We start from the raw sequence: 26,558 nt of genomic DNA on the forward strand, positions 1-26,558 counted from the left end.
TTCACTCTTGCCGTTCGAGGTAGCCGTTGCTGAAGTAGTTGTCGCTCACCGCGACGTTGGCTTCGAAGCTGTCCATGCGCACGCTGGTGGAGTGGCCGGTCTGGTGATTGCTGACCGTGACCAGCATGGGCTGGTACTTCTCCCGCGCCGGATCGACCAGCTTCAGCTCAGTGCTCAGCACGGTTTTCTGCAGCGCCTGGCCGGCGTCGTACAGCTCCGATTTCAGCGCTACGAAGGAGTCGTTGGCGACCCAGCTGATGCGCTTGGAATAGCCACTGTTGCTGGCGATTTCCGCGGTTTTCGGCAGCGACTCGATCACCTGGGTGGGCACGCCGTCCAGGCTTTCCTCCCGCAGCAGACGGTGGGTCCAGTCCTGCGGCTTGTGGCCGATCAGGTCGCCGTAGGTCAGGTCGGTGCCGACGAAGCTGCGGCTGTTGTTGCTGCTGGCCAGGCGCCGGGCCTTCTTCAAGGTCGGCAGATAGACCCAGACATCATCCTGCGCGGCCTTTTCGATGATCAGCGTGGTGGTATTGCGCACATCCCCCGGCGACAGGAAGCGGATCACCCGGCGATTGTGTGTGCCGTCGTCCTGTAGGCGGGTCGCGGCGAAGGTCTTGCGCACCCGCTCCTGGCCGGAGGCATTGGTCAGGGTGAAAGTGGACTGCGACAGGGAGCTGTCCATGCGCGTCGCCTGGTAGCTGCGCGCCATGATCTGCTCGGCATCGGCGGCCTGGGCCGGGGCGGGCCGGAACAGGCCGAAGGCAACCACCAACAGCAAGGGCAGGACGGCTCCGGACACGGGCTTCTTCATGCTGTGGTCTCTGAGGAACGCGGGCGGGAAGGCCTTCATCAACGCCGGGATCAACACCAGGGCGCACAGCGCGCTGACGATCATCGACAGGACGATGAGGAAGCCGAACCAGATGTGGATATAGAAGTTGAAGGAGAGCATCAGCACCGAGTAGCCGCCGGCGATCGCCGTGGCCACGTAGACCACCGCCTTGCCGGCCGTGCGCATGGTTTCCTGCAGGGCCAGGTCGAAGTCGCCGAGCCGGCGCAGTTCCTCGCGCATGCGATAGAGGATGTAGATCGCATAGTCGGCACCGATGCCGATGGCCATGGCCGAGGCCACCGAGTTAGGCGTATTGAGCGGAATGCCGGTGGCGCCCATCACGCCCAGGTTGACCAGCACGGTGACCGCCAGCGGGATCACCAGGTACAGGCCACCCACCAGCGAACGGAACACCAGGGCACCGGCGAGGAAGATCACCCCCATCATTTGCAGGATGTTCATGATCTTGCCGTGCACCAGGGTTTCGCTGAGGGCCGAGGACTGCGGCACGCTTCCGCCGATCTGCACCTTGACGCCAGGCGGCAGGCGCTCTTCCACGTAACTGCGGATCGCCTCCACCAGCCCGGCGGCGTAGGTGCTGCTGTCGTTGCGGGTCCAGACGATGAGGCTGGCATTGCGGTACTGGTAGTCGATGTAGGCGTCGAAATCGGTGGGGTCGCCCGACATCGAGTACAGCAGCAGGTATTGGGACACCATGTCCCGGGAGTCCGGCACCCGGTAGTAGCGCGGATCGCCTTCGTTCATCGATTGGCCCATCTGCTTGATGAAATCGACGATGGAAGTGGTCTTGCCCACATCCGGCAGGGTTTCGATGAAACGCTGGGTGTCTTCGATCAGGCGCAGGGTGCGCGGGTCCTTCAGGCTGTCGACCTGGTCGCCCTGGAACACCACATAGAGGGTGTTGGTACCGGCCAGCTTGCGGTTGAGGAATTCGTCATCCTGGTACACCGCCAGGCCGCTGCCGAAATAGCTCTTGGTGGAGTTTTCCTTGTTGAGGAACTGCAGGCCGAGCAGCGACAGCAGCGCAGTGGTCATGAATACCGCGACGATCAGGCCGCGACGCTTGAGGATCAGCGAGGTCAGCCGGTCGGCAAGGCGATCCCAGACCCGTGGCCCCTTGGCCGCCTGCGGCTTGACCGCCGGCGCCGGCAGGTAACTGCGCAGGGCCGGGATGAAGGTCAGCTCGATGAACAGTGCACTGAGGATGCCCAGCCCGGTGAACAGGCCGAAGGTGCGGATGGTGGCGATCTCGAACGTCACCAGGGAGAAGAAGCCCAGCGCCGCCACTCCGCCGGCGGTCAGCATCACCGGGGCGACCCGGCTCAGCGATTGGACGATCGCACGGTCGTTGAGCTGCTGCGGCGAACCCGTGGCGCCGCCGTGGGTGAGGCGGTCGTATTCCTCGTAGTAGCGCTTGAGGATCTGTACCGCATGCCCGGCGGCGACCGCCAGGATCAGGATCGGCGTGGTCGCGTTGAAAGCGTCCATCGGCACCCCCACCGCGCCCATGATGCCCAGGCCCCAGATCACCGCGAGCACCGCGGTCAGCAGCGGCAGGACCAGGCCCTGCACGGTACGGAAGGCCTCCAGGTGGATCAGGCCGATGATCACCAGGGCGATGGGAAACAGGATGGCCATGCGCTGGGCGAAGCGTTCCACGGCCGCGAAGAACACCGGCGAGCCGCTGGCAGTGATCCGGATATCGCTGGCCTGGTGGGTGTCGATGACCTTCTGCACGCCGTCCATGATCTTGCGGAAGCCGCCCTGGTCGGCGTGGATGGCGAACGACAGCGACACCAGGCTGTCATCCTCCGCCACCAGCGTGCCGCGGTACACCGGATTGCCGGCGAGGCGCGCCTGCAGGCGTGCAATGGCGTCGGCGTCGATGGGGGTGTCCAGCAACGGATCGACGCGCATCTCGTCGGCACCGCCTTCGATCGACCTGGCCTTGGCCGCCGTGACGCTCATCAGGGTATGTCCCTTGACCCCGGGCAGCACGGCGATTTCCCCCGACAGCTGCTGGAGAGTCCCGAGGATCCGTGGTGTCAGCGCGCTGCCGCCGCCTGCCGGACTGATGCCGATGACCACCACATGCTTGGAGCCGAACAGCGCTTCGGCCAGGTTGGTGCCGATCACGCTCGGGTGCGCCTGGGGCAGCATGGTGTTGGGATTGATGACGATCTGCAGGTTCCTGACCTGGGTGGCGAACAGCACGGTGGCCAAACTCAGGGCGACAAGGACCCACAACCTGGATCTGACGATCCAGGCAACCGTTTTTCCTATCATGATCAACTCATCCTTTAGATGAACTTCGATTAATTGCCCAGATACGCCCGGACATAGCCGACGACGCGGGCGGCATCGTTATTGGCGCCCACGACGAGTTCGGAGGCGCGGCAACTGAGCCACTTGCGCCCCATCAGGAAAAAGCCCGGCTGCGCGGTCCTTCCCAGGTGCCCGATCTGTGCGCCGAAGGTGTCTGCGCCGGGCAATGCCAGCCAACTGGTGTCTTCCCGATAACCGTTGCACCAGATCACTGCCTCGACCGCTTCGTGGCTCTGGTCCTGGAACTTCAGGCCAGCCGCATCGGCATCGATGGCGCGGCCTTTTAGCTGCACGCCCAACTTCGCCAGCTCCGCGTTGTTGGCACTGGCCACCGGAATCGGGTCGCGCTTGCGGATGATCGCGGCCACCCGACTGTCGTGACGGGCCGACAAAATTCCTGCCTTGTCCAGCCACCAGAACACGTCCTTGCCCAGGACCCGGTTGGGCACCAGCTTGCGCTGACGACCACAGGCCAGCAGCACTCGATGCTGCGCCGCCAGCTCGAAGGCAATCTGGCGTCCACTGGCGCCATCGCCGACCACGGCAATGCGCGACCCGGCGGGCATGCAGCCGGCATCGCGAAACTGTCCGGCCGTCAATTGCACCACCTGCTCGCCCAGGGCCTGGGCAAAGCCGGGGATCACCGGCGCCTGGTTGGAGCCGGTGGCGTTGATCACACTGCGGCAGCGCAGCACGTCGCCGGAGTCCAGCATCGCCTCGAAGCCGTCGGCGACGGCTCCCAGGCGCAGCACCCGGCTGGCGAACGACACGCGCACCCGCTTGGCAGCCGCGAACCCTTCCAGGTAGTCGGCGAACTCCAGGCCCGTCGGATAACCCTGCGGATCGCCAGGCATGTCCAGGTCCGCCAGGCGGCAGAACTGCCGCGAGGTGAACAGACGCAGGCCTGTCGGCCGCTGCCGCCAGACGTCGCCAGCCCGCGGGCCGGCATCGACCACGCGGTAGTCGATGCCGGCCCGCCCGAGCAGGTGTCCGCACAGCAGGCCCGATTGCCCGCCGCCGATTACGAGACAGTCGAGCATTCAAACCCCCAGGGTGGCTTTCAGGTCCAGGGCTTCGCCGGACAGCTCGGACCACACGAAGCGGGCCAGGGCTCCGACGGTGACGAAGTCATAGGCGGCGGTCGGGTCGAGGGCGATATCCAGGTGCCGTTCGAGCGCAGCGATCAGCTCGACTCTGGCCACCGAGTCGAGGCCTATGTAGTCGAACGACAGGTTGTCGTGGATCTCCTCGGCAAAGTCCGGTTGATGCACCTTAAGGTAATCGCGCAGACGCCCCTTGATCAGGGCATTGACAGCGGCCAGCCCGTCTTCGCTGGCCCAGGAGGCGTCGGGGATCGGGGCGCAAAGCGTGGTTTCGGTAGTCATGGCGCAATGGCCTCCAGGCAGGACGGGGCGGACAGGCGGGTGGAATGAAGCAGCAGGCGATGGTCCTCCAGGCTGCCGTCGAGGTAGCGGGCGGCACACAGGTGGCGTTGCACCTTGCCGCTGGACGTGCGGGGAATGCCGCCCTGGTAGAGGAAAACGATGTCTTCCAGGCGGACCTCGTGAGCGCTCATCAGCACCGCCCGCGCCTCCCGGCACAGCCGGGGGAAGTCCAGCCCGGCGGCAGCGCGGTCGCGCCGTGGAAACTCGATGCAGGCGACCACCCGCGACGGGCCGCCGTCTTCCACGGCGAACACCGCCACGGCCGCCTTGGCCAAGGCCGGCAAGGCCTCGCGCAGGCTGGCCTCGAGGTCGTGGGGATGAAGATTGCGCCCGCGCAGGATGATCAGTTCCTTGATACGTCCGGCGATGTACAAGGCTCCCTCATGGAGCAAGCCCAGGTCACCGGTGCGCATCCACGGCCCCTGGCCACAGGCCGTGGTGGCGGCGAAGGTGGCGGCGCTGGCCTCGGCGTTGGCCCAGTAGCCTGCGGCGACACTGGGGCCGGCGAACCACACCTCGCCGGTCTGGCCGTCGGCGAGCACGGCGCGGCTTTCAGGATCGACGATCGCGACCCGGTGATCGCGCACCGCCGGCCCGCAACTGACCAGCGCCTTGCCCTCGACATCGAGGCTTCGAAGCCCGTCCGCCGTAGTGCCACCGGAGACGATCAGCGTGGCCTCGGCCAGGCCGTAGCAGGGCACCACCGTCCCCGGGCGCAATCCACAGCGGGCGAACTTCGCCTCGAACTGCTCAAGCACCGTGGCACTCACCGGCTCGGCCCCGCAGAAGAGGATGCGCAGGGCCGACAGGTCCAGTTGCGCGGCGCTGCGTTCGTCCATTTCGGCCTGCACGCACAGGGCCAGGGCGAAGTTCGGCGCAGCGGTGGCCACTGCCCGGCTTTGGCTGAGCAGGCTCAGCCAGCGCAGGGGCCGCTGCAGGAAGTGCATGGGCGCCATGAACAGGTAATGACCGCCCAGGGCAATCGGCTGCAACAGCGCGCCGATCAGGCCCATATCGTGGAATTGCGGGAGCCAGCCGGCGCCGACGAAGCCTTCGTCCAGGCGCGAGACCGACTGGATGGCGCGCTCGTTGGCGATCAGTTGGCCGTGGCGAATCATCACCCCCTTGGGTACCCCGGTCGAACCGGAGGTGTACTGGATGAAGGCCAACTGCTCGGGGCCCGGACGCTCCAGCACCGGGCTGGCGCTCGCCGACGCCGGCGGTTCGCAATGGAACGCCAGGTCGGCGGCCAGGCCCTCGGCGACCGAAGCGCGCAACTCCGCCACGGTCAGCACCGCCACCGCACCGGCGTTCTTCACGATCTGCCCGAGCCGGGTGTAGTGATGGCTGTTGCGCGCCAGGTTGGCCGGGATGGGTACCGCCTGCGCATAAGCGCAGGCGAAGAACGCGATGACGAAATCCAGCCCGGTGGGGAACAGCAGCAGCACGTTGCGCTGCGCCAACCCGGCCTGTTTCAGCACCGCCGCATAGGCGCAGGCGCGCCGCTGCAACTCGCCATAGCTGAGAACCTGGCGGTCCTCGTCCTTGTGGCCGATAAAGGTGTAGGCCGGGGCATCGGGCTGGGTCGCCGCGTAATGATCAAGGCAGTCGAGGATGGTGGCGGCGCGATCCAGAACCATCATGCCGGCACCTCCCCGCTGATCCGCCGCAGCATGCGGATGCCCGCCTCCACGGCATCGACGAAGCGCTCCAGGCTGTGCTCGCAGGTCAGCGGGCCGAGGCTGACGCGCAGGGTCGCCTGGATCGCCGCCTCGTCCAGGCCCATGGCCAGCAGCACATGGGAAAGGGACTTGGCATTGTTGCTGGAACAGGCCGAACCGAGCGAGACCTGGATACCGTGCATCTGGTCAAGCAGTGCCGCCAGGGACTCGGCACGGATTCCCGCGAAGCACAGGCTGAGGGTGTTGGGCGCCTGTTTCGTCGGGTCTGCCGAACCATGCACGGTCACTCCGGGAATGCGCCGCTGCAATTGCTCGATCAGGTGGGCACGGTAGGCGCCCATGCGCGCGATGGTATCGGGCATGGCCGCCGTGGCCAGCTCGGCGGCAACGCCCATGGCCGTGACCAGTGCCGAGGCCTCGGTTCCGCCGCGCAGGCCGCCTTCCTGGCCGCCGCCATGCAGCAACGGCTCGAGCACCACGCCACTGCGCAGGTACAGGCCGCCGATGCCCTTGGGCCCGCAGAACTTGTGGCCGGCGAACGACAGGCTATCGATGCCCAGCGCCTGGACGTCCACCGGGATCTTGCCCACGGCCTGCACGCCATCGACATGGAAGTGGATACCCCGACCATGCAGCACCCGGGCGATGTCGCCCACCGGCTGCAAGGTACCGACTTCGTTGTTCATCAGCATGATCGAGACCAGCCGGGTGTCGTCGCGCAGTGCCTGGCGCACCCGCTCGGCACTCACCAGGCCTTCGCGGTCCGGTGCCAGGCGGGTGACTTCGAAACCGAAGCAGCGCTCCAGATGGGCGGCGATCTCGAGGATCGAGGAATGCTCGATCGCCGAAATGACGATATGGGTCGGCCGGGCCACGCGGCCGATGGCACCGCAGGCGAGCAAGGCGCCCTTGATCGCCCAGTTGTTGGCCTCGGTGCCTCCCGAGGTGAAGGTCAGTTCGGCCGGCGCGCAGTTCATCAGGCCGGCGACCTGTTGCCGTGCCGTGGCCAGAGCGTTGCGGTTCTGCCGGGCCAGCGTATAGACGCTCGAAGGATTGCCGAAATGATCCAGGGCTTCGCTCAGGGCGCGGGAAGCTTCCTTGTACATCGGCGTGGTGGCGTTGTAATCGAAATAACCGAGAGTCGACATCCCGTTCTTCCTCAGGCGGCGTTGTAATGCCGTAGCCGGGCAAAGAGTGAATTGAGCATTTCCAGGCAATGGTGTTGCGACGGTTCGATCTCGCCGAGCATCCGTTGCGTATCGGCTGGAGTAATAGCGTCGATCTGCGCCAGCGGCCGGCCGTCTATTTCGCTGCAAAATATATTTCCGGTGGCCAGGGAAGTTGCACAGCCCCAGGCCTGGTAACGAACATTGCGAATCGAGTTTTCGACCACTTCGAATTGCACGCGAATACGGTCACCGCATACGGGGTTGCCCAGTTCGATAGTTGCAGCCTGTTCATCGAGTTCGGCGGCATACAGCGGGTTGGAGAAGTTCCTGACGATAATATCGTTGAACATACAATGTCCTTTTGCGAGGTCCACATTTATCAACTGGCGATCGGGCACACCGGCGTTGCGTCGGACGTTTGTCCATCCATGGTCTTTTCCAGGTTCACCGCGCAGCAACCGAACTCCAGCGAGGACGGCGCGCGCATCACATATTCCATGCGCTGGCCGCTGCGGCCCGAAGGGCTCTCGCCTGGCAGCAGGATCACGATGTCTTCGGTCAGGATCATTCCCGGCGTAGCCAGCGCCAGCGGGTCGAGAATCCCCAGCACGCCCTTTTCGCCGGGCGCCACTTCACGGCTCAGGTCGTTCATGTCGCGTACGGTGAAGTGCACGTAGGGCGAGACGTGCTTGACCTGGTGCTCGTCGTCGATGGCCATGACGTTGGATTCCACCAGCGCATAGATATCCCGCACCGAGCCCGGGTCGATGCCCAGGTACTCCTGGCACATCAGGTTGAATTCGCGACGGGAGATCATCTGCCCGGTAAAGCGTTTCCAGCCGCCGAGGGTAATGACCCGGCTGCTGCGGTCCAGTTGCAGGCGCTGGCCGGTCTGCTTGAGGAACTGCAGCAGGCGGTGGATCAGGAACGGCGGGCCGATGATGTGGCGGGTGAACTGGTTTTCCCAGCCCTTGAGCCGGGCGATGGCCTGCTCCGGAACGAAGCGCTCCTCCTTGACCATGAACTCGTGGGTGTCCAGCAACCCGGCAAGCATGTTCAGCGCCTTGATCATGCCCATCTCCGGGATTTCCTCGGTGGACGGGCAGATATACAGGCCGGCGCCCTTGGAGATCCCGAGGAACTCGCGGTACATCGCATAGATGGCGACCACCGCGACATCCACGGTCTCGTGGCAGCGCCGGGAAATGCTCGGGATACCGCTGGTGCCGGTGCTGCGCATTTCATGTTCGATTCGGGCAAGCGGTTTGGACAGCAGCTCATGACTGCTGGCGGACTTGAACTTGGCGATCGGCACCAGCGGAATGCGGATCAGGTCTTCATACGTTGCAATGCTATGTTCATCGATGCCCTTGCTTTCGCACGCCTGGCGATAATAGGCATTGTTACGGTAATGAAAACGGAAGGCCTCGACGATCAGGGAAGTCTTGATTTCATCTAGGCGTGCCTGGGGCAAGCGATAAAGTTCCGATACCGAAGCGGCCGCGGCTTTCAACGGGTCGATACCCAGTTCTTTCAAGGCCGCAGAAAAATCGCTGTTGTTCATGAAGTTCCTCATTTCCATTGATGGTTGTTTTAAAACAGACAAGCGCAGGGGACCGCAGACCGAACATTGAAAGTTCGATCTTTTAAATCAACTTTTTCAGCGCCCGGCCGTCAGCGCAACGACAGCCCTGATAAAACAGGTCCGGTTGTACAAGCGAACAGGCAACTACCCGAAGCCATAGGACTTCGAATAATCAACGAGGGCTAATCAGAGGGGGTATTCATTTCATCAACATCCTTGTTGAGTTATACGAACCGGGTCGGTTCGCCGATCCATGGGTATTACGATGGAGGCACGATAAACCCTCTAGTGACTACAGAGTCAAGCAGTGACCTACAAGAAACCCTGTATTTTCTACAAGGTCGGCGGAACGCCTCCTACGCACCCGAATACAGGACACCTTGCCCCGCGATCCTTTATAGTGCCGCCCATGATCAGAGACCCTTTCGAACGCCTCGGCCTCGACCGTGAAGTGCTCACCGTCAGCCAACTCAACGGCCGCGCCCGCGTGCTGCTGGAAGATGTCTTCAGCAGCATCTGGGTCGAGGGCGAGATATCCAACCTCGCCCGCCCCGCCTCCGGCCATGTGTATTTCACCCTCAAGGACAGCGGTGCCCAGGTGCGCTGCGCGCTGTTCCGCAATAACGCGGCGCGGGTCCGCCAGGCCTTGCGTGACGGGCTGGCGGTGAAGGTGCGCGGCAAGGTCTCGCTGTTCGAGGGCCGTGGCGACTACCAGTTGATCCTCGACACGGTCGAGCCGGCCGGCGACGGCGCCCTGCGCCTGGCCTTCGAGGCACTCAAGGAAAAGCTCGGCGCCGAGGGCCTGTTCGCTGCCGAACACAAGCGCTCGCTGCCGGCGCATCCGCAGCGCATCGGCATCATCAGCTCGCCCACCGGCGCGGTGATCCGCGACATCATCAGCGTGTTCCGCCGTCGTGCCCCGCAGGTCGAACTGAACCTGGTGCCCACCGCCGTGCAAGGCCGCGAAGCCATCGGGCAGATCGTCCGGGCCCTGCAGAAGGCCGATGCCCAGGGCTTCGACGCGCTGATCCTGGCCCGGGGCGGCGGTTCGCTGGAAGACCTCTGGTGCTTCAACGAAGAAGCCGTGGCCCGCGCCATCGCCGCCTGCGTGACGCCGATCGTCAGTGCAGTGGGGCATGAAACCGATGTCTCGATCAGTGACTTCGTCGCCGATGTCCGCGCGCCAACGCCGTCAGCCGCCGCCGAGCTGCTGGCGCCCGACAGCAGCGACCTGCAACGCCGTCTGGAAAGCCTGCAACGGCGCCTGTTGCTGCGCATGCAGAACCGCCTGATGCACGATCGCCTGCGCCTCGACGGACTCAGCCGGCGCCTGCGTCATCCGGGCGAGCGCCTGCGCCAGCAGGCCCAGCGCCTCGATGACCTGGACATGCGCCTGCGCCGCGCCTTCGAGCAGCGCCTGAACCAGCGCCGCGAACGCCTGGCCCGTCTCGACACGCGCCTTGCCGCGCAGCATCCGGGACGTACCCTGGCGCTGCTCAAGCAGCGCCTGGACAACCTGTCCGCGCGCCTGCCCCGGGCCATGCGCGACACCCTGAAGGATCGCCGCCAGCAGCTCCAGGCCCAGGTGCAGATGCTCGAAGTGGTAAGCCCCCTGGCCACCCTCGGTCGCGGCTACAGCATCCTGCTCGACGAGCGCGGCCAGGCGATTCGCAGCGCCGCGCAAACGAACAATGGCCAGCGTCTCAAAGCCCGCCTCGGCGAAGGCGAACTGCTGGTGCGGGTCGAGGACAACCACCAGACCCCGGTCACGCTTTCCCTTCTGGACTGAACCCATGCCACGACTGCTTTGCACCTTTCTCCTGCTGTGCCTGACCTTCGCCGGCAGCGCCCACGCCAGCTACATCACTCGCCAGTTGAACAAACCGGTACCCGGCGGTGTGGCGGTGATCGACCTCGGGCCCTCGACCAAAGCGCCGAGTGCGCGCTTCGACGGCAAGCCGGTACTGGTGGTGAAGGAGCAGGACAACTGGCTGGCCATCGTCGGCATTCCCCTGACCCAGAAGCCCGGCGTTGCCCGCATCACCCAGGGCAACCGCACCCTGACCTTCAACGTTGGCAGCAAGAAGTACCAGGAACAGCACATCACCTTGAAGAACCAGCGCCAGGTCAACCCGAACCCGGCCGACCTCAAGCGCATCGACGCCGAGCTGGCCGAGCAGATCAAGGCCTACCGCAGCTTCAGCCCCGGTACGCCGAGCAACCTGATCCTCGACAAGCCGGTCAGCGGCCCGCTGTCCAGCCGCTTCGGCGTGCGCCGTTTCTTCAATGGCGAAGAACGCAATCCGCATTCCGGCCTGGACTTCGCCGTGCCCGCCGGCACGCCGGTCAAGACCCCGGCCAACGGCAAGGTGATCCTCACCGGCAGCTATTTCTTCAATGGCAACACGGTGTTCGTCGATCATGGCCAGGGTTTCATCAGCATGTTCTGCCACCTGTCGAAGATCGATGTGAAACCCGGGCAGGTGCTGACCCGCGGGGCGGTGATCGGCAAGGTCGGCTCCACCGGCCGGGCCACCGGGCCGCACATGCACTGGAACGTCAGCCTGAACGATGCGCGGGTCGATCCGGCGATCTTCATCGGTGCGTTCCAACCCTGAACTACCCGCCAGGCGGCGCTCTTGCGCCAATCAAAAAGACCGCGCAACCGACGCGGTCTTTTTGATTGGAATGCGCGATTAAATGTCGGTAAAAAGCAGATTCCGCACATTTCTATCAATTTTTTCGAGGTGCTTGCCATCTTTCACCTCACTGGTTAGGGTTGAGGGCATGAAAACCTTTGAAACCCTCATCCGCCTCCGCCAACACCGCAGCCTTTGCCTGGTCAGTGCACGACTACCAAGCTGAATCGCGTCGCCTCGCCCATTCCAAGATTCCATGTTTCCGGCAGGCCCGTTCCAGGCCGCATCAAAAGGATTGCTCCCATGTCCATGCTCAAAGACCCTTCGAAGAAATACCGCGCCTTCCCGACCATCGACCTGCCCGACCGTACCTGGCCGTCGAAGACCATCACCCAGGCGCCGATCTGGTGCAGCTCCGACCTGCGCGACGGTAACCAGTCGCTGATCGAGCCGATGGATTCGGAAAAGAAACTGCGCTTCTGGAAGACCCTGGTCAGCGTGGGCGTGAAGGAAATCGAAGCGGCCTTCCCGTCCGCCTCGCAGACCGATTTCGACTTCGTCCGCACCCTGATCGAAGACGGCCACATCCCTGACGACACCACCATCCAGGTCCTGACCCAGGCCCGCGAAGACCTGATCTCGCGTACCTTCGAATCCCTGCGCGGGGCGAAGAAGGCCATCGTCCACCTGTACAACGCCACCAGCCCGTCGTTCCGCCGCATCGTCTTCAACCAGGACAAGCAAGGCGTGAAGGACATCGCGGTGAACGCGGCCAAGCTGTTCGTCAAGTACGCCGCCCAGCAGCCGGAAACCCAGTGGACCTTCCAGTACTCGCCGGAGACCTTCAGCGCGACTGAAATGGAATTCGCCAAGGAAGTCTGCGACGCGGTGATCGAGGTGTGGAACCCGACCCCGGAACACAAGATCATCCTCAACCTGCCGGCTACCGTCGAAGTCTCGACGCCGAACGTCTACGCCGACCAGATCGAGTGGTTCTGCCGCAACGTCAACCGCCGTGACAGCGTGATCATCAGCCTGCACTGCCACAACGACCGCGGCACCGGCATCGCCGCCACCGAGCTGGGCCTGATGGCCGGCGCCGACCGTGCCGAAGGCTGCCTGTTCGGCAACGGCGAACGTACCGGCAACGTCGACCTGGTGACCCTGGCCCTGAACCTCTACACCCAGGGCATCGACCCCGAGCTGGACTTCTCCGACATCGACGGCGTGCGCAAGGTGGTCGAGGAATGCAACCAGTTGCCGGTGCATCCACGTCACCCGTATGTCGGCGACCTGGTCCACACCGCATTCTCCGGCTCGCACCAGGACGCCATCCGCAAGGGCTTCGCCCAGCAGAAGGAAGACGCCCTGTGGGAAGTGCCGTACCTGCCGATCGACCCGGCCGACATCGGCCGCAGCTACGAGGCGGTGATCCGCGTCAACAGCCAGTCCGGCAAGGGCGGTATCACCTACCTGCTGGAACAGGAATACGGCATCAGCCTGCCGCGTCGCATGCAGATTGAGTTCAGCCAGGTCGTCCAGGGTGAAACCGACCGTCTTGGCCTGGAAATGACCGCCCAGCAGATCTACAACCTGCTGCACCGCGAATACCTCCAGGCCAACGCGCCGTACGCACTGGTCAGCCACCGCCTGCAGGAAGAAAACGGCCACAGTGCCGTGGAAGTGGAAGTCGCCGGCGAAGGCGAAACCACCCTGCACTGGCGCGGCAAGGGCAACGGTGCCCTGGAAGCCCTGGTCGCCGGCCTGCCGGTTGCCGTGGAGATCATGGACTACAACGAACACGCCATCGGCGCCGGCACCAATGCCAAGGCTGCCGCGTACATCGAACTGCGCGTGGCCGGTGGTCGTCCGGTGCACGGGGTGGGCATCGATGAAAACATCACCACTGCCAGCTTCAAGGCCCTGTTCAGCGCGCTGAACCGCTCCCTGACCCAGCAGGCGGCGAGCAAGGCGGCGTGATGCTCTGAACGTTTGCGCCAACCAATGAGTACCCGCCTCTTGAGGCGGGTATTTTTTTTGCTCGCAAAAACGCCATTAATTTGCCGCTACCGCCGGGTATACTGTGCCCACTGCATTACCCCTCACAGTATCGAGGCCATGGACGACGTGAGCACTGAAAACCTGACTCCAGGAACCCTGCAGGCCTTGGTGGAAGACAACGTCCGCCACTACGAAATGATCCTCAGCAGGCACGAGTCGGCGGAGCTCAAGGCCTGGCACCGTCAGGCGGTCATGACCCAGGACATCATCGCCGACCTGCGCCGACAACCGAATGCACCGCTGCATAATGCCCATCTGGAAAGCGATGTCCGTTACGCACTGAAGCAGTGGGTAACGGAAGTGGAAAAGGCCAGACAGGCATTGGATGCAATAGAACAGGACATCACCCGGCTGGTCGGCGAATTTCGCCCGCTACTGGCAAAGCGCGAGCAGCAGTTGCTGCAGCTCTGGCGCCAGCATCTGGAACATCCCGACTTTTCCGATTACCTGCAACGTCTCGGCCCGCTGAATACCGAACACGCGCGCCTCAGCGAATCCCAGGCCCGACTCGCCAGGGAGCGTGACGAGAAGATGCCGGCATACGAGCGCAACGACCTCTATGTCTACCTGCGCGGACGTCGCTATGGAACCGATGATTACACCCGCAAAGGGTTATCGCGCACCCTTGATGACTGGCTGGCAAACAAGATCAACTACCGCGAAAACCGCCGCAACGAACTGATCCTGCGCTCGATGCCCGACGCCTTGAACGAGCTCATCGGTGAATGTGCCAACAAGATCCAGGCCCTGGAGCAACTCAACTCGACATCGTGGTCAACCCGCCTCGACAAGCTGAAGCGCAACCCCGACGGGTTGCGCTTCAGCCTGCTGGTCAAGCAGATCATTGCCGCCAAAAGCCATGCAAACGACGCGTATGCCAAGCTCAATAACTTCTTTGCGGAAGAAGACGAACTGGGCAACAACGCCGAGCAATGGATGGACGAGCAGATCGACGCGGAAGATCTCTACCAGGCCCTGGAAATCCTGATCGAACGTCATCCCGATAAGCGCCAGGTCTTCGACCGTCACCGGGATGCACTGAATGCCGTCAACGACGCACTGGAGGCAAGCATAGAGCGGGCCGATCAGGCGATGGACGACTACCTGCATGCCAAGGCGCTGGAATGGACACTGCGCGACTTGCGCAGTGCGGACGGCACCTGCGACCCATCGTGCAACTGCGACTGTCACCACGCCTTGGTCAACGATGGCCACGAGGAAGAGGAAGAGGAAGAGGAAGCACAAGCACAGTGCCCTTGCCTGTACAACGCCGAACGGTTCTACAGCTATCCCGCCAGCCTGCACTTCCCGGACCTCATAGAAAGCTACATGAAGCGCAACCTGACCGCAGCCGATCTACTGGAAGTATTCGACACACAGCGCCAGTGGTTCATCGATGCAGAATGGGCGCAGCCCACCAGCATCAACGCCGCGTCCGCGCCCCCGAACAGCACCCAAAGCCTCACCTCGTAAGGACACTGCATGAGCCAATATCTCGAACGCGCCATTACTGCCCTGCGCACCATCGGCGTGGAACTGGGCAAGCCGGTCCAGGACGCCCCGGTCCTGGCCCTGCTCGACAAGGTCGTGCACTACGACAACGACAAGGTCACCAGCATCGCCGCGGTGCTGCAGCAGTCCACCAGCTTCAACAACATGGTACGCGAGCAAATCGAGGGCATGGACGTGTCCACGCAGTTCATGGACATCACCGGCAGCTTCACCTCGATTCGCGAGGATGCTGCAGCCATGGCCTCGTGGATGGACGACGGCCGCCTGGACACCATGGAACGCCTCAAGCTGACCTGGATGAACATGCGCCGCGGATCGATCCCCAGCCGCTTCGAGGACATCCGCAAGCACTACCTGGAAGCCTGCAAGGCGGCCAACGAGCAGATCGCCCGGGAGAACGCGATCCTCGAGGCCTACATGGACTTTCGCCTGGCGATGAAGACCGCCGAGGTCAGCGCCCAGGAAGTCCTCGCCGTGGCCCAGGAGTCCCTTGCTCGTCGCAGCCAGGAGCTGGAGGCCGCCAACCGGGCCGTATCGAGCACCGAGGAACTTCCCGCCGCCGAGCGAGCGACGCTTGAGCTCAAGCGCGATGTGGCAGTGCGCGAACTGCAGAACGAAGACAAGCGCTTCCAGATCATCAAGGACATCGCCGATGACCTGCGGGTCGGCTACAACACGGCGGAAATGGTGTTCGCCCGCATCAGCCAGGTGCACATCGTCAAAGAGCGCCAGTATCAGCGCATGGTGTCGTTCTTCTCCACCAATGAGATCGTACTTACCAGCCTCGCCGTGTCGTTCACGGCCAGCCAGGGCATGGCCGAAGCGACCCACACGCTGAATGCGACAACCGAAGGCATCAACCAGGGACTCGAAGCCCTCGGTACCAGTGTCAACCGGCAACTGAACGATGCGCTGAAGGCCGGCTACGGGGCAACCCTGCGCGTCGATTCGGTCCGGGCCCTCGCTGACGCGACCCTGGCCTTCCAGAACGATATGAAGAACCTGACCGACACCTATCGCACCGAGGCCAGCAACGCTTCCAGGGAAATATCGGTTGCGGTCGAGGACGCCAAGCGTGCCTTTGCCGCCCTGCTGGGCAAGGCCGGCGAATGAGCGGCGGGCGCCTTTCCGAACAGATGGGGGCGATGGCCCTTGTCGACCAGTTGCGCCACCGGCGCATGGCGCTCGAAGAGCATCTCGACCTGCCGCAGCGCGAGGTCGAGGTTGCCGAACGCATCCGCAGCTACTACCGCAGCCAGGGTATCGACTGCGACGACCAGTTGGTCAACCAGGGTGTACGCGAGTTCTTCAGGCAACGATTGGTGTTCGAAGCACCTCCCATGAACCTGTGGCAGCGCTTCCTTGGCCGCTTGATCAGCAGCCTCGCCATGCGCCTGTGGGTCCTCGGCATGTTGGCATTCGCCGTGATGTTCGTGCTGTCGATATAAAAAAAGGGGCGCCGACCAAGCGCCCCGAACAGCCGTAACCACTTATCCTTCGAGCAGCGCCATCGCCTCGGCGCTGCACTTCTCCACGGCGGCCCAGTCGCCGTTCTTGATCCAACTGCTATCCAGCATCCAGGTGCCACCCACGCACATCACGTTGGGCAGGCCCATGTAGCTGAGCAGGTTATCCGGACGAACCCCGCCAGTCGGGCAGAAACGCACATCGGCAAAGGGCCCGGCATAGGCCTTGATCGCCGCGATGCCGCCGCTGATTTCCGCCGGGAACAGCTTGAAGCGCCGGTAGCCGAGGGCGTAGCCCATCATGATTTCCGACGGCGTACTGATCCCCGGCAGCAGCGGGATATCGCTTTCGACGCCGGCCTGGAGGATTTCCCGGGTCACGCCGGGGGTAACCACGAACTGCGCGCCCGCCGCTTCCACCGCCTCGAACTGGGCGCGGTCCAGCACGGTACCGGCGCCAATGCACAGCTGCGGACGCTGCTCACGCAATACCTTGATGGCCTTCAGGCCATGCTCGGAGCGCAGGGTCACTTCCAGGGTGCGAATGCCACCGGCGGCCAGGGCATCGGCCAGGGGCAGGATATCGGCCTCGCGGGCGATGGTGATTACCGGCAGGATGCGCGCCTGGTCGCAGATCGCATCGATCCGGGCGATCTTGTCGGCCATCGTCGGCAATGGCGTGGGGCGTTCGAGCGTGGTCATGACAGGGGTCCTTGGCTCATGGGCACCAGTAGATGCTCAAAGGGTCGTGAAGAAAGGCGCGAATCGGCATCTGCGCCGGCTCGTTGCCCGCCAGCGCGGCGCGCAGGGTAGCGAGTTTGCCGGAACCTTGCACGGACAAGGCGGTAAAGCCAGCCGTGGCCAACAGCCGCCGGGTCAGGCTCAGGCGCTGGTGCGGCACGCTCGGCGCCAGCATCGGCAGGCAGCGGCGCTCGCCATCGCGGCGCAGGCCTTCGGCGAGATTGGGGCTGTCCGGGAACAGCGAAGCGGTGTGCCCGTCATCGCCCATGCCCAGCACCAGCACATCGATCGGCGGCAGCTCGGACAGCGCCTGGTCGGCCGCCAGCGCGGCCGCCTCGAGGCTGGCGGCTTGGTGATAGAGGCCGACCAGGCGCGCCTTTGCCGCTTCGCCCTGAAGCAGATGGCGACGCAACAGACCTTCGTTGCTGTCGGCATGCTCTACCGGCACCCAGCGCTCGTCGGCGAGGCTGACGGTCACCTTCGACCAGTCCAGCGCCTCTTGCGCCAGGGCCTGGAAAAACGCAACAGGGCTGCGCCCGCCAGACACTACCAGGGTCGCCCCGCCCTGCCCGGCAATCGCTGCGCGCAGGCGCGCGGCGACGTCCGCGGCCAACTGCCGGGCAAGCTGCTCGGCGGTTTTCAATTCATGGATCGTGACCGTCGCCGGCCACTGCATTTCAGATATCGCCATACCACGACCTCCCATCGCGGGTAATCAGTGCCACCGCCGCCACCGGCCCCCAGGTTCCCGCGGCATAGGGCCGGGGCGCTTCGCCGGATTGCTTCCAGCCGGCGATCAACTGGTCGCACCATTTCCACGCGTACTCGATTTCATCCTTGCGCACGAACAGGTTCTGATTGCCGCGCATCACCTCCAGCAGCAGCCGCTCGTAGGCATCGGGAATCCGTGCGCTGCGGAAGCTGCCGTCGGAAAAATTCAATTGCAGCGGGCTGCTGCGCAGTTGCATGCCCTTGTCCAGGCCCTGTTCCTTGGTCATCACCCGCAGGGAAATACCCTCGTCCGGCTGCAGGCGGATGATCAGCTTGTTGCCGATCTGCAAACGCTGTTCCGCCGCGAAGATATAGTGCTGCGGTTCCTTGAAGTGAATGACGATCTGCGACAGTTTCTGCGGCATGCGCTTGCCCGTGCGCAGGTAGAACGGCACACCGGCCCAGCGCCAGTTGCGGATATCGGCGCGCAGGGCGACGAAGGTTTCGGTGTCGCTGTGGGTATTGGCGTTCTCTTCATCGAGATAACCCGGCAGCGCCCGCCCGTCGCTGTGCCCGGCGATGTACTGGCCGCGCACCACGCGGGTGCCCAGGCCTTCGCCGGTGATCGGCGCCAGGGCCTTGAGCACCTTGACCTTCTCGTCGCGGATGCTGTCGGCGGACAGGTCGCTGGGCGGGTCCATGGCGATCAGGCAGAGCAACTGCAGCAAGTGGTTCTGGATCATGTCGCGCAGTTGCCCGGCCTTGTCGAAATAGCCCCAGCGTCCCTCGATGCCGACCTTCTCGGCGACGCTGATTTCCACATGGGAAATCGAGGTCTGGTTCCACTGGGTTTCGAACAGGCTGTTGGCAAAGCGCAGGGCGATCAGGTTCTGCACCGTTTCCTTGCCCAGGTAATGGTCGATGCGATAGATGCGGTTTTCCGGGAAGAACTGCGCCACCGCGTCGTTGACCCGCCGCGACGACTCAAGGTCATGGCCGATGGGCTTCTCCAGCACCACCCGGGTACGCTCGGCCAGGCCGACCTTCGCCAGGTTCTCGCAGATACCTCCGTAGACCGCCGCCGGAGTAGCGAAATAGGCGATCAGCGGCGCTTCGGGGGTGACCTGCGCGGCCAGTGCCGGATAGGCCTGGGCGTCGAGGAAGTCCATATGCAGATAGTTCAGGCGGCCAAGGAAACGCTGCAACACCATGGTGTCCAGGGTGTCGGACGCGACGAACTCGTGCAGGTGCGCTTCGATCGAGGCCAGGTGCTCCTGCACGTTGCCGGGCTCGCGGGCCAGGGCCAGCAGGCGGGTGCGCTCATGCAGCAGCCCGGCTCGGTCGAGCTGGTAGAGGGCCGGGAACAGCTTGCGCAAGGCCAGGTCGCCAAGGGCGCCGAACAGGGCAAAGGTGCAAGGCTCAACACTGATCGAAGACATGATGTAGGTTCTTTTACCGAGTGCGTGTAGAAATATCGCGTTCCAGCGTGGATATCAAGAGCGAATGTAGTAATAACAACAACATCTGACCTGCAAGACAGATACAAGTGGTAGGTCTACCCTGCCATCAGTAGGATACAGACCCTGTAAACCCGGCCCCTGCTTGCGCGAACGGGCCGCACCCCCGACCGAAGGAACCCCAATGGACCGCGTGCGCAATCTTCTGGAGCAGATCCAGGGCCGTCTCGACGAGCTGAACAAGGCCGAACGCAAAGTCGCCGAAGTCATCCTTGCCGCCCCGCAACAGGCCACCCGCTTCAGCATCGCCGCACTGGCCCAGGCGGCCAAGGTCAGCGAGCCGACGGTCAATCGCTTCTGCCGCTCCTTCGGCGTCAGCGGCTACCCGGAACTCAAGCTGCAACTGGCGCAAAGCCTGGCCAGCGGTGCAGCCTACGTCAGCCGCGCGGTGGAGCCTGACGACGATCCGGCGGCCTTTACCCAGAAAATCTTCGGCAGCACCATCGCCTCCCTCGACAGCGCCTGGCAGCAGCTCGACCCGGTGCTGATCAGCCGCGCCGTGGACATGCTGATCCAGGCCCGGCAGATCCATTTCTTCGGCCTCGGCGCCTCGGCGCCGGTGGCGCTGGATGCCCAGCACAAGTTCTTCCGCTTCAACCTCGCGGTTTCCGCCCATGCCGATGTCCTGATGCAGCGCATGCTGGCGTCCGTGGCGCATACCGGTGAGCTGTTCGTGATCATTTCCTATACCGGACGCACCCGGGAACTGGTGGAAGTGGCGCAACTGGCGCGCGACAACGGCGCCTCGGTACTGGCCCTGACCGCCGCCAACTCGCCCCTGGCCCGGGCCAGCAGCCTGAGCCTGAACATCCCGCTGCCGGAAGACACCGACATCTACATGCCGATGACTTCGCGGATCATCCAGTTGACCGTGCTGGATGTGCTCGCCACCGGCATGACCCTGCGCCGCGGCGCGGATTTCCAGCCGCACCTGCGCAAGATCAAGGAAAGCCTGAATGCCAGCCGGTATCCGCTGGATGATGAGCTGGGCTGATCCGGAATCTGCTTCAAGCTACGACGCGACCCCTGTGGGAGCGGGTTCACCCGCGATTACGTCGGTGAATTCACTACCGCAATCGCGGGTGAACCCGCTCCCACAGGGGCCGCGTCAGCCTTTGTAAGTTTGTAAACTTACTACAAGGTTGCCTCAGAACGAGCTCTGCACCTTGATCCCCGCCACCAGCGCGTTGTCGACCTCGTCCACCCCACCCGGACTCTTGATGTATTGCAGGTTCGGCCGCACGGTCAGCCAGTCGGTGACGTGGAAACCGTAATACAGCTCGGCGTTGTACTCGCTGCGCTGGATCGGCACGAAGGCCGGGTTGTCGTAGTCATCGATGCCGTTGCCGGCGTTGATCAGCTCGGCCCGTTTCTTCACGTCGTCGTTGACGTGGATCCGCGCCACGCCAAAGCCGATGTCGTCCTTGGGCCGCCCGTCGAACGCGCCCTTGTAGACCAGGCCCACCTGTTGGTAGTTGTCGACCACGTTGGTGTCCTTGTCGTGCACGGTGAAGTTGGCGAACAGGCTCAGCCCGCGATTGGCGTCCCCCTTGTGCGCGGTGACCTGCTGCTGCGCCACCACCCACCAGCCATGCTTGCTCGAATGGGTACGGTCAGGGTCGCTGATGTCGTCGGCCTTGGCGGTGCTGTAGTAGTACCCCAGGCGGTACTCGCCCGGCAGCCCGCTGACCTGCGGCGACCAGACCAGCTCGACAGGCAGGATCATGCCCTTGGTCCCGCTGCCGCTGAGCTTGAAGCCGTTGCCGGTTTCCAGGTTCGACGGGTTCTGTTCGAACACCCCGACCTGGGCGAAGAACTCCGGCGTGATGTTGTACTTGACCCGCATCGCCCACTGGCTGACCGGCCAGTTGTACCAGATGCCGCCCACCCAGTTGCCCACCTGCGAACCACAGAACGCCAGGTTCTGGAAATCGCAGGGGAAGCTGTTGAAGTCCTCGCCTTCACCGAAGCGCCCGACTTTCACGTCGAGGGCGCCATCGAAGTATTTCTGCTTGATCCACATCTGCGTCAGGCGCCAGGTCTGGCCACGGCCCCAGACCTCCTGCACCGAGCTGAACTGCCCGGCGCGCGGATCGCTGATCCGGTCGTTGGACAGATTGCGCCCGCTGCGCTCGGTGATTGCCAGCTTGAACTCGGCATCGTGCCAGCCAAGGATCTTTTGCAGATCCAGCTTCATGCCCAGGGCGAACTGGTCGCTGTAGCGTGCGGTGCGGTCGTCGTTGTAGCCGCCGTGCAGGTTGGTCGCCGCCTCGCCGACATAGTCGAGGGTGAAGTCGTAGCCCTTGTCCAGCAGCTCGGTACGGGCCCCGCCCCAGTCGCCGGTCATCCATTTCGACGACGACTCGAAGGCCCCGGCGGCCAGCGCCGGGTTGCTCGCCACCGCCACCAGCACGGCCAGCGGGGTCAATCCTGAAATGCGCTTGAAGTACTCCATCCGTTGTTTCCTCGTTTTCTTGTTATCGATGGTGATTCATGCACGGCAGGCGAAGTTCAAGGCTCAACGTCCTTTGAACTGCGCCACGTTGCCCTTGCTCGCGGGCGGGTTGCCGATCGCACCCAGGCGTTCGCCGCTGGCAGCGTCGAACAGCAGCACCCGGGCGGGATCGAATTGCAGGGTCAGGCTGTCACCGACCCGCGCCGGGACATCCGGCGCCAGGCGGCAGCAGACCTTGGTCTGGTTGAGGGTGACGAACACCAGCAGGTCCGGCCCGGTGGGCTCGGTGATCTGCACCTCGGCGCGGATGCTCGGCATGCCGTTGCCTTCGCCGGGCGCCATGCTGATCTGTTCCGGGCGAATGCCGAGGATCACGTCGCGATCCTCCAGCCCGGCCTCGCTCAAGCCCAACGGCAGCTCGCAGCGTGCCTGGCCGCTGTCGAGCAGCGCCTGCAGGCGCCCTTCGCGCCGCTGCAGGCGCAATGGAATGAAGTTCATCGGCGGCGAGCCGATGAAGCTGGCGACGAACAGGTTGGCCGGGTCGTTGTAGATCTGCTGCGGCGTACCGAACTGCTGGATCAGGCCGTCCTTCATCACCGCCACCTTGTCGCCCAGGGTCATGGCCTCGATCTGGTCGTGGGTGACGTACACCGTGGTGGTCTTCAGGCGCTGGTGCATCAGCTTGATCTCGGTGCGCATCTCCACCCGCAGCTTGGCATCGAGGTTCGACAAGGGTTCGTCGAACAGGTAGATCTTCGGCCGCCGCGCCAGTGCACGGCCCATGGCCACGCGCTGCTGCTGGCCGCCGGACAGCTGGCCGGGCTTGCGCGCCAGCAAGTGCTCGATCTGCAACAGCCGCGCGACCCGCGCCACTTCCTCGTCGATGGCCGCCGCCGGCATCTTGCGGATCTTCAGGCCGAAGGCAATGTTGTCGCGCACGTTCATGGTCGGGTACAGGGCGTAGGACTGGAAGACCATGGCGATATCCCGATCCTTGGGGCTCATGCCGCTGATATCGGCCTCGTCCACCAGGATCGCCCCGCCGCTGATCTGCTCAAGGCCGGCAATGCAGTTCATCAGCGTGGATTTGCCGCAGCCGGAGGGCCCGACGAGGATCAGGAATTCCCCGGAATCGATCTTCAGTTCGATGTTCTTCAAGGTATCCGGCAGACCGCTGCCGTAGCTTTTGTTGACGTTGCGCAGTTCCAGCGTTGCCATGCTTCACCCCTTGACCGCGCCGGCCGTCAGCCCGCGCAGGAAGTATTTGCCCGCAAGGACATAGACCAGCAGGGTCGGCAGGCCGGCGATCATCGCGGCGGCCATGTCGACGTTGTATTCCTTGACCCCGGTGCTGGTGTTGACCAGGTTGTTCAGGGCCACGGTGATCGGTTGGGCGTCGCCGCTGGCGAACACCACGCCGAAGAGGAAGTCGTTCCAGATCTGGGTGAACTGCCAGATCAGGCAGACCATGATGATCGGCACCGACATGGGCAGCAGGATCCGCCCGAAGATGGTGAAGAATCCCGCGCCGTCCAGCCGCGCCGCCTGCACCAGGGCCTGGGGCACGCTGCAGTAGTAGTTGCGGAAGAACAGCGTGGTGAAGGCCAGGCCGTAGACGATATGCACCAGCACCAGGCCGCTGGTGGTGCTGGCCAGGCCGAGCTTGCCCAGGGTGAAGGAGGCCGGCAGCAGCACGGTCTGGAACGGCAGGAAACAGCCGAACAGGAGCAGGCCGAAGAACAGCTGCGAACCGCGGAAGCGCCACATCGACAGGACGTAGCCGTTGAGCGCGCCGAGCAAGGTGGAGATCAATACCGCCGGCACGGTGATCTTCACCGAGTTCCAGAAATAGCCGCCCACCGTGTCCCAGGCCTTGATCCAGCCGATCCCGGTGATCACCTGCGGCCAGCTCAGCAGGTTGCCGGCGCGGATGTCCTCGGGGGTCTTGAAACTGGTCAGCAGCATGACCAGCAGCGGCACCAGGTACAGGGCGCAGGCGGCCAGCAGGGTGGTGTAGATGGCGATGCGGCTCAGGCGCAGCGATGGGCTAGTCATGGCGCTTGCCTCGCAGTTCCGAATACAGGTACGGCACCAGGATCGCCAGGATCGCGCCCAGCATCAGGATCGCGCTGGCCGAGCCCATGCCCATCTGACCGCGGCTGAAGGTGAAGGAGTACATGAACATCGCCGGCAGGTCGGAGGCGTAGCCCGGGCCGCCGGCGGTCATGGCCGCCACCAGGTCGAAGCTCTTGATCGCGATGTGGGCAAGGATCATCAGCGCACTGAAGAACACCGGGCGCAGGCTCGGCAGGACGATGCGCAGGTAGATGACCGGCAGGCTCGCGCCATCGACCTGGGCGGCACGCACGATGGACGAATCGACGCCGCGCAGCCCGGCCAGGAACAGCGCCATGACAAAGCCCGAGGCCTGCCACACGGCAGCGATCACCAGGCAGTAGACGACGCGGTCCGGGTCTACCAGCCAGTCGAAGCGAAAGCCCTCCCAGCCCCAGTCGCGCAGCAGCTTGTCCAGGCCCAGGCTGGGATTGAGCAGCCATTTCCAGGCGGTGCCGGTGACGATCATCGACAGCGCCATGGGGTACAGGTAGATGGTGCGGATAAAGCCCTCGCGACGGATGCGCTGGTCCAGCAGCACGGCCAGCAGCACTCCGACGGCCAGGCTGATGGCGATGAACAGCCCGCCGAACACCAGCAGGTTCTTGCTCGCCACCCACCAGCGGTCGTTGTCCATCAACCGCGCGTACTGGGCCAGCCCGACCCATTTGTAGCTGGGCATGAAGCTGGAGTTGGTGAAGGACAGGATGAAGGTCCAGAGGATGTAGCCATAGAAGCCCACCAGCACGATGAGCATGCTCGGGGCCAGCACCAGTTTGGGCAGCCAGCGCTGGACGGCGTCCAGGGGGGAGGCTCGCCGCTGGGCGATTGCAGTGGTCATGATCGGGGATCTCCGGTGTGAACAAGCCAGCCCAAGGAACAGCACATGACTTATTGATCTAGCCGGGACCTTGTGGGAGCGGGTTCACCCGCGATTGCGTTGGTGAATTCACTATCGTAATCGCGGGTAAACCCGCTCCCACAAGACCGCGCCGCTTGATCGATATTCGTACTACCTGGCCGCCTTGATCGCCGCGTTGAGCTGCTTCACCGCTGTCGCCGGCTCGGCCTGGGGATCATTGAGGAAGTTGGTCACCACATCGAAGATGGCGCCCTGCACCGCCAGGGTCGTGGCCATGTTGTGCGCCATGCTCGGTTGCAGGCCGTCGCCCTTGGCCGCTTCCTTGAAGTCCGCCGCCGATTTCTGCGTGCAGGCGTCGAACTTGCTCATGTCCATGTCCTGGCGCACCGGCAGCGAGCCCTTGTTCTGGTTGAACACGGTCTGGAACTCCGGCTCCAGGGCGACCTTGGCCAGGTCGTTCTGCGCCTTGATGTCGTTGGCGTCCTTGAGCTTGAACATCGCCAGCGAGTCGATGTTGTAGGCGAAGCTGCCCTGGGTCCCGGGGAAGGCCACGCACTGGTAGTCCTTGCCAGCCACCTTGCCGGCAGCGCTCCACTCGCTCTTGGCCCAGTCGCCCATGATCTGCATGCCGGCCTTGCCGTTGATGACCTCGGCGGCGGCGATGTTCCAGTCGCGCCCGGCGCGGTTGGGGTCCATGTAGGTGCCGAGGCGCTTGAGGGTGGCGAAGGCCTCGGTCATCTGCGGCCCGGTCAGGGTCTTCTCGTCGAGGTCGACGAAGGCGGCGTGGTAGCCCTTGGGCCCGAGGATGCTCAGCACCAGGTCTTCGAACACCGTGCTGTCCTGCCAGGGCTGGCCGCCGTGGGCCAGGGGAATGAAACCGGCGGCCTTGAGCTTGTCGGCGGCGGCGAAGAGCTCGTCGAGGGTGGTCGGCACCTTGGCTCCGGCCTTGTCGAACACCTGCGGGTTGATCCACAGCCAGTTGACCCGGTGGATATTCACCGGCACTGCGACATAGTGGCCGTCGTATTTCATGATATCGGCGACCTGCCTGGGCAGCAGGTCGTCCCACTTGTTGGCGGCGGCCACGTCATCCAGTTCGGTGAGCAGGCCGAGGGCGCCCCACTCCTGGATATCCGGGCCCTTGATCTGCGCGGCGGAAGGCGGGTTGCCGGAAATGGCGCGGGTTTTCAGCACGGTCATGGCGGCAGCACCACCGCCACCGGCGACGGCATTGTCCTTCCACACGAAGCCGTCCTTCTGCACTTGTTGCTTGAGGGTTTCCACGGCCTTGGCTTCTCCGCCGGACGTCCACCAATGCAGGACATCGACGGTACCGGGATTATCGGCGGCGTGGGCAGCGAGGGGAAACAGCGAGGCCAGGGAAACGACGGCGGCGAGACGGGTAAGCGCATTCATCGGG

22 protein-coding genes are annotated in these 26,558 nt (G+C 64.0%); 7 read left to right on the plus strand and 15 right to left on the minus strand.

Translation table 11 applies throughout. The features are described from left to right. Position 1: 1 nt before the first annotated feature. From ACPFMA_RS23295 to ACPFMA_RS23325, 7 genes are read right to left on the minus strand one after another with little or no spacing between them, the layout of a single operon-like run. On the minus strand, positions 2-3,139 hold the full coding sequence (locus ACPFMA_RS23295) for an outer membrane lipoprotein-sorting protein (RefSeq protein ID WP_425928836.1): 3,138 nt from the start codon (positions 3,137-3,139) through the stop codon (positions 2-4). 29 nt (positions 3,140-3,168) lie between these two features. Then, positions 3,169-4,218 carry a flavin-containing monooxygenase gene (locus ACPFMA_RS23300; protein ID WP_425928837.1) on the minus strand — a complete coding sequence of 350 codons (1,050 nt, stop codon included), beginning with the start codon at positions 4,216-4,218 and terminating at the stop codon, positions 3,169-3,171. After that, positions 4,219-4,563, minus strand: coding sequence for an acyl carrier protein (locus ACPFMA_RS23305; RefSeq protein ID WP_420059416.1), 345 nt, complete (start codon positions 4,561-4,563; stop codon positions 4,219-4,221). Further along, complete coding sequence (locus ACPFMA_RS23310; RefSeq protein WP_425928838.1) at positions 4,560-6,266, minus strand: fatty acyl-AMP ligase; 1,707 nt, start codon at positions 6,264-6,266, stop codon at positions 4,560-4,562. Before ACPFMA_RS23310 ends, ACPFMA_RS23305 begins: the two co-directional genes overlap by 4 nt. Further along, positions 6,263-7,453 carry a cysteine desulfurase family protein gene (locus tag ACPFMA_RS23315; RefSeq protein WP_064301677.1) on the minus strand — a complete coding sequence of 397 codons (1,191 nt, stop codon included), beginning with the start codon at positions 7,451-7,453 and terminating at the stop codon, positions 6,263-6,265. The genes ACPFMA_RS23310 and ACPFMA_RS23315 overlap by 4 nt, the downstream gene beginning before the upstream one ends. An 11-nt stretch (positions 7,454-7,464) precedes the next feature. Then, on the minus strand, positions 7,465-7,824 hold the full coding sequence (locus ACPFMA_RS23320) for an iron-sulfur cluster assembly scaffold protein (RefSeq protein ID WP_425928839.1): 360 nt from the start codon (positions 7,822-7,824) through the stop codon (positions 7,465-7,467). 29 nt (positions 7,825-7,853) lie between these two features. After that, positions 7,854-9,038 (minus strand): hypothetical protein, encoded by a 1,185-nt coding sequence (locus ACPFMA_RS23325; protein ID WP_420059418.1) that lies wholly within the window; start codon positions 9,036-9,038, stop codon positions 7,854-7,856. 430 nt (positions 9,039-9,468) lie between these two features. On the opposite strand from ACPFMA_RS23325, the gene xseA reads away from it, so the two are divergent. The 6 genes from xseA (at position 9,469) to ACPFMA_RS23355 (ending at position 16,719) form a co-directional block, all read left to right on the plus strand. Next, positions 9,469-10,848 (plus strand): exodeoxyribonuclease VII large subunit, encoded by a 1,380-nt coding sequence (gene xseA, locus ACPFMA_RS23330; RefSeq protein ID WP_425928840.1) that lies wholly within the window; start codon positions 9,469-9,471, stop codon positions 10,846-10,848. A 4-nt stretch (positions 10,849-10,852) separates the two neighbouring features. After that, the gene (locus ACPFMA_RS23335; protein ID WP_425928841.1) at positions 10,853-11,677 is read left to right on the plus strand and encodes a peptidoglycan DD-metalloendopeptidase family protein; all 825 of its coding nucleotides are present in this window, start codon (positions 10,853-10,855) and stop codon (positions 11,675-11,677) included. 324 nt (positions 11,678-12,001) lie between these two features. Then, positions 12,002-13,678: a 2-isopropylmalate synthase gene (gene leuA, locus ACPFMA_RS23340; protein WP_064301672.1), complete on the plus strand. Its 1,677-nt coding sequence runs from the start codon at positions 12,002-12,004 to the stop codon at positions 13,676-13,678. Positions 13,679-13,702: 24 nt separating this feature from the next. Then, positions 13,703-15,232: a hypothetical protein gene (locus ACPFMA_RS23345; protein WP_425928842.1), complete on the plus strand. Its 1,530-nt coding sequence runs from the start codon at positions 13,703-13,705 to the stop codon at positions 15,230-15,232. A gap of 9 nt (positions 15,233-15,241) precedes the next feature. Beyond that, on the plus strand, positions 15,242-16,384 hold the full coding sequence (locus ACPFMA_RS23350; RefSeq protein WP_425928843.1) for a merozoite surface protein 3b: 1,143 nt from the start codon (positions 15,242-15,244) through the stop codon (positions 16,382-16,384). After that, positions 16,381-16,719, plus strand: a complete 339-nt coding sequence (locus tag ACPFMA_RS23355) for a DUF6384 family protein (protein WP_425928844.1) — start codon at positions 16,381-16,383, stop codon at positions 16,717-16,719. The genes ACPFMA_RS23350 and ACPFMA_RS23355 overlap by 4 nt, the downstream gene beginning before the upstream one ends. A 42-nt stretch (positions 16,720-16,761) precedes the next feature. Here ACPFMA_RS23355 and ACPFMA_RS23360 read toward each other — a convergent pair whose 3' ends face one another. Genes ACPFMA_RS23360 through zwf form a run of 3 tightly spaced genes read right to left on the minus strand, consistent with a single transcriptional unit; the run spans position 16,762 to position 19,628 of the window. Beyond that, a complete protein-coding gene (locus ACPFMA_RS23360; RefSeq protein WP_064301669.1) occupies positions 16,762-17,439 on the minus strand; it encodes a bifunctional 4-hydroxy-2-oxoglutarate aldolase/2-dehydro-3-deoxy-phosphogluconate aldolase in 678 nt (225 codons plus the stop codon). Between the two features lie 16 nt (positions 17,440-17,455). After that, entirely contained in the window at positions 17,456-18,169 is a 714-nt protein-coding gene (gene pgl / locus ACPFMA_RS23365) for a 6-phosphogluconolactonase (protein WP_420059421.1), read from the minus strand. After that, entirely contained in the window at positions 18,156-19,628 is a 1,473-nt protein-coding gene (gene zwf / locus ACPFMA_RS23370) for a glucose-6-phosphate dehydrogenase (RefSeq protein WP_420059422.1), read from the minus strand. The genes pgl and zwf overlap by 14 nt, the downstream gene beginning before the upstream one ends. A 211-nt stretch (positions 19,629-19,839) precedes the next feature. Between zwf and ACPFMA_RS23375 the strand changes: the two genes are divergently transcribed. After that, on the plus strand, positions 19,840-20,700 hold the full coding sequence (locus tag ACPFMA_RS23375; RefSeq protein WP_425930627.1) for a MurR/RpiR family transcriptional regulator: 861 nt from the start codon (positions 19,840-19,842) through the stop codon (positions 20,698-20,700). Positions 20,701-20,853: 153 nt separating this feature from the next. Here ACPFMA_RS23375 and ACPFMA_RS23380 read toward each other — a convergent pair whose 3' ends face one another. The 5 genes from ACPFMA_RS23380 to ACPFMA_RS23400 all read right to left on the minus strand — a co-directional run bounded on the left by ACPFMA_RS23380 (position 20,854) and on the right by ACPFMA_RS23400 (position 26,554). After that, positions 20,854-22,161, minus strand: a complete 1,308-nt coding sequence (locus tag ACPFMA_RS23380) for a carbohydrate porin (RefSeq protein WP_009398303.1) — start codon at positions 22,159-22,161, stop codon at positions 20,854-20,856. A 63-nt stretch (positions 22,162-22,224) separates the two neighbouring features. After that, positions 22,225-23,379 carry an ABC transporter ATP-binding protein gene (locus ACPFMA_RS23385; RefSeq protein ID WP_425928845.1) on the minus strand — a complete coding sequence of 385 codons (1,155 nt, stop codon included), beginning with the start codon at positions 23,377-23,379 and terminating at the stop codon, positions 22,225-22,227. Positions 23,380-23,382: 3 nt separating this feature from the next. Beyond that, a complete protein-coding gene (locus ACPFMA_RS23390) occupies positions 23,383-24,216 on the minus strand; it encodes a carbohydrate ABC transporter permease (protein ID WP_425928846.1) in 834 nt (277 codons plus the stop codon). Further along, entirely contained in the window at positions 24,209-25,117 is a 909-nt protein-coding gene (locus tag ACPFMA_RS23395) for a carbohydrate ABC transporter permease (RefSeq protein WP_425928847.1), read from the minus strand. The genes ACPFMA_RS23390 and ACPFMA_RS23395 overlap by 8 nt, the downstream gene beginning before the upstream one ends. Positions 25,118-25,288: 171 nt before the next feature. After that, positions 25,289-26,554, minus strand: coding sequence for an ABC transporter substrate-binding protein (locus ACPFMA_RS23400; protein ID WP_064301664.1), 1,266 nt, complete (start codon positions 26,552-26,554; stop codon positions 25,289-25,291). Positions 26,555-26,558: the final 4 nt, after the last annotated feature.

It is taken from the genome of Pseudomonas sp. NyZ201 (genome assembly GCF_049860765.1).
Lineage (GTDB): Bacteria > Pseudomonadota > Gammaproteobacteria > Pseudomonadales > Pseudomonadaceae > Aquipseudomonas > Aquipseudomonas bharatica.